The sequence below is a fragment of the uncultured Kiloniella sp. genome, assembly GCF_937128705.1.
GTDB lineage: Bacteria > Pseudomonadota > Alphaproteobacteria > Kiloniellales > Kiloniellaceae > Kiloniella.
This window is the reverse complement of sequence record NZ_CAKZMP010000032.1, coordinates 1-4,100: the sequence shown is the minus strand read 5'-3', so window position 1 is coordinate 4,100 and position 4,100 is coordinate 1. Positions and strand designations below refer to the sequence as shown.

The window sequence follows — 4,100 nt, the reverse complement described above, 5'->3', positions numbered from 1 at the left end:
ATCGAATGATTCGAGATCATCATAGCCGCCCCCATCGTAATTCAGCTCGCTAACTTCTGCTGGATCACTATAGATACCGGGCAGGTAATCAGGATGCTCCTCGTCCTGAATAAGAACCACTTCGTTGGTAAAATCATCTGTGTCCAGTTTGGACTTTGCAGATGCTTTTGCGTCAGACGACTTTGCTTTGCTGGAACCTTCTTTCGTTTTTACAGCCATTGTAAACTCCTTCCAAATTCTTCAATTTAAAAAGGAGGACCTGAAATCAACGACGCCCCGAAACAGCTTCCAAACAATTATAATAATTGCCAATTCTGGATCATCAAAAAAGCGTCCTGTTTCTGCCTTTTGATGACTGCATCGGGGATGGTACAAATCTGATTGTCGAGCGTTTATTTTCTCCAGATATTCTGTTCCAGACATTCCAATCCAGATTGTCACATCTGAATTATCGCGTCTGGGTTACTCTGGCACATCTCTCGCACCGAGATGCCTTATAATGTCAGTATGTTCATGCCGTTCACGCACCCTGCTGTTTACTGGTTTTTGTTTATTGGCTATCGCTCTGTGGAATAACTTCGCCAGATAGCATTCTGATAAAGCGTGTCCCGAAAACGCATATGCCAAAAACATATATACCCGAAAGCATATCCCATAAGGGGTGCGATACTTCCTCTAACCCGATAGTTGGCTGCGGGCTTTGCTTTTGCCACCATCCCAGAGGGGACGGAATTACAAAACACCGTTTCACCGAACGACCAATTATCGAATAGCAAGCCAAGAGAGAGAATATAAAAGTTACAGACTGACGCTTTACACTTCTTGTCAGAAACCTATCTCTATTCAGATACCTCTTGCTAAGTTGATGGCTTCCCAAAACCATCGACAATAAGTAAACCACAGCTTGCGTTTCATGTGTTGTGAATAAAAAGTGAATAAAGTGTCCCCCAGTTTATCCCAATCTTTTCAATAACAAAATTAGCCAATCAAAAGCACTTGGTTTAACCGGGTTTTTCCCTTATTTTCAACTATCTCAGGAATCATCTTATCTGTATCTGTTCAAACTGTTCTACCAAATATAATCGCAAGGAAATAAAAGTGAACGAACTCATCCTCTATACCAGTGAAGATGGAAACACGCGCTTGAATTTGCGGGTAGACGCCGATACTGTCTGGCTAACTCAGCTGGAAATTGCTGATCTTTTTCAGACGACAAAACAAAATGTTTCCCTGCACGCAAAAAACATTTTTGATGATGAAGAATTGGTATTGATTTCAGTTGTCAAGGAATCCTTGACAACTGCTGCAGATGGCAAGTCATACAAGACAAAGCTATATAATCTAGATCTTATTTTGGCCATCGGCTATCGCATACGATCCCCCCGCGGTGTTCAGTTTCGCCAGTGGGCAACTACACACCTGCAAGAGTTTCTGGTCAAAGGCTTTGTCATGGATGACGAGCGTTTGAAAAACCCTGGAGGTTGGGATTATTTTGATGAGCTTCTGGCCCGCATTCGCGATATTCGCGCATCAGAAAAGCGATTTTATCAAAAGGTACGTGATCTCTTTGCTCTTAGTTCCGATTATCGTGTTCAAACAGAAGAGACCGGACTTTTCTTTGCTGAGGTCCAGAACAAATTACTTTATGCAGTAACCGAATGCACTGCAGCGGAACTTGTTGTCAACCGGTCAGACCCAACAAAACCCAACATGGCTTTGACAAACTGGCAGGGGGAAAGAGTTCGCAAGAACGACGTCGTTGTCGCCAAGAATTACTTATCAGCAGACGAAATTGATACATTGAACAGACTTGTTGTTATCTTTCTGGAACAAGCTGAATTACGAGTCAAGCAGCGCCAAGATCTCACTCTTGAATACTGGCGCAGCAATGTTGACAAAATGCTAGAATTCAATGAACAGGCGGTTTTAGATGGTGCAGGTTCAATCAGCCATAAACAGATGAGATCTATTGCTCACGATAGATATGATAGCTTTGATCAAGAACGTAGAGCAGTAGAAGCAGAAGACGCTGATAGAGAGGATTTAAAGGTTATCGAACAACTGGAACAAAACCTGAAAAATCGAAACTTAAATAATACAGAATAACACCCGGTGCGAAAAGAAACATAACCATACAAACAAATGTTACTTTAGCCCCCTCCCAACAATTTCTCGCTGACAGCTACTCACCAAAGCCAAAGCACAACGGCGCCTCCTAATCCTTCACCTCATTCTGCCTGAATGCCACGGACCCGATCACGACGACCAGCGCGAGCAGGACAAAGAGGCCAAAGGCAAAGCGCAGGGACGATATTTCAGCGATAAAACCAATCAGGGGCGGGCCGAGCAACAGGCCGCCGTAGCTGAAGGTCGCGACCGAGGCAATGGCTACGCCGGGGCTAAGCTGTTTGCTGTTCGCCGCGCGGGAAAAAACCAGCGGAAAGACGATGGAATAGCCCACCCCCATCAGGGCAAGCCCCAGATAGGTCATCCAAAGGCCCGATGCTGTGGCAGTGATCGAGCTGCCGATCAGTGCTGCGCCCCCGCAAAAGCGCAGGATGTTCACCGGACCAAAGCGGATGATCAGACGATCCCCGACAAAGCGCATGGCAACCATGGTGATGGAAAAGACCGTATAACCAAACGCGGCCTGTCCCTCACCAACCTTAATGACAGAGGTCAGAAACACAGCCGACCAGTCCGCCATGGCCCCCTCGCCCACTGCACAGGAAAAAGCCACCAGCGCCACCACCAGCAATGCCCCCCGCGGCATAATAAGACGGGGGCCTTTGGGTTTTGTCGTTTCTGGCTCTGGCTTATCTTTTTGGGGGATCAGTTGCTCTTTTGACGGGCTAAAAACGTTCGGTAATGCAGAAAACCAAATCAGAGGCGACAGGATCAAGGCAAGAATAAAGAACTGATGACCATAGCTTATTCCCTCCCAAGCCGCGATGGCGCCAAGCCCCGCGCCGATACCAGCGCCGACGGAGAAAAAGGCATGAAAGCTGGACATGATGGACCTGCCATAGTCGCGTTCGACCTCTGCCGCCCAGGCGTTCATAGCAACATCCATGGCCCCTAAGCCAGCGCCAAACAGAACCACCGCAACGCACAGCATGGCAATGACCGGGCTATAACCAACCATCGCGATGGACACACAACAGACCACAGCACAGACCAACGTCACCTTTGCGGACCCAAAGCGATCCGTCAGCCCCCCGGAAACAGGAAAAGCCGCAATCGCCCCGCCAGACATGAGTAACAATAACAACCCCAAATCCCCCGCAGAAAGGTCAAAGCTATGCTTGAGTGAGGGAATACGTGCCGCCCAAGATCCATAGAGCGCACCATTAAGAATAAACATGGCCGTAACAGCCCATCGCGGAGATCGCAGGCCTTTAGACTGAATGTGATCCCGCCCCTTTTTTGAGCTTTCTTTAGCCCTATCTTCTTTTGCTGGGTCTTGCCCAATTTCGTCTTGTTTTGTCGGGTCTTGAGATAATGTCGCCATGATTAAAAAAATTTCCCGAAATAAGATCCCAAACAAGACCAGAAACAAAAATGGTAAGAAGATGCGATATTCGATCGGATGCTGGCTTTAATACTGGGTTCAACACTGGGTTCAACACTGGGCCAAATACGGAGTTCTTCAAACATGGAGTATCTCTGTTTCGAACGCCGTAAAGCCGGCAGTAGCATTGGGCAGACCAGAGGTAATAAGAACATCAATATCAGAACAGGGCACGACCTGATGCGCCGATCTGCACCCCAGCTTATCCCCCGGCGCGAGAACGACAACACGGTTCGCATTTTCGGCCATGATCTGTTTGACCGCTGCTTCTTCCACATCATCCGCCGACAAACCAAAATCCGGGTCCAGCCCACAGGTTCCCAATATTGCAATATCTGCCAATGACTTCGACAGGGTACGAATGGCCTCTGCCCCCGTAGAAATGCCCCCCAAAGGACGTAAAATCCCCCCGACCAAAACGGTTTCTATGCGCTTTTCCAATAAGATAGTGGCAACCAAAGGCGATGGCGTGATCACCAATCCTCCGTACCCAATAGGAAGTTGCCGCGCGAAAAAAAGAACCGAGGTG

Annotated in this window: 3 protein-coding genes and 1 pseudogene; 1 reads left to right on the top strand and 3 read right to left on the bottom strand. The window is 47.7% G+C overall.

Annotated features, from left to right (window positions below; genetic code table 11):
- Nucleotides 1–219, bottom strand: a 219-nt coding sequence (locus Q0241_RS01900) for a hypothetical protein (protein WP_366941145.1), incomplete at its 3' end; no start/stop codon positions are given.
- 879 nt (nucleotides 220–1,098) lie between these two features.
- On the opposite strand from Q0241_RS01900, the gene Q0241_RS01895 reads away from it, so the two are divergent.
- Nucleotides 1,099–2,106 carry a virulence RhuM family protein gene (locus Q0241_RS01895; RefSeq protein ID WP_299372191.1) on the top strand — a complete coding sequence of 336 codons (1,008 nt, stop codon included), beginning with the start codon at nucleotides 1,099–1,101 and terminating at the stop codon, nucleotides 2,104–2,106.
- 109 nt (nucleotides 2,107–2,215) lie between these two features.
- Here Q0241_RS01895 and Q0241_RS01890 read toward each other — a convergent pair whose 3' ends face one another.
- Both Q0241_RS01890 and Q0241_RS01885 read right to left on the bottom strand, forming a co-directional pair.
- On the bottom strand, nucleotides 2,216–3,511 hold the full coding sequence (locus Q0241_RS01890; protein WP_299372188.1) for an MFS transporter: 1,296 nt from the start codon (nucleotides 3,509–3,511) through the stop codon (nucleotides 2,216–2,218).
- A gap of 138 nt (nucleotides 3,512–3,649) precedes the next feature.
- Nucleotides 3,650–4,100, bottom strand: a pseudogene (locus Q0241_RS01885) (hypothetical protein); the annotation flags it as partial.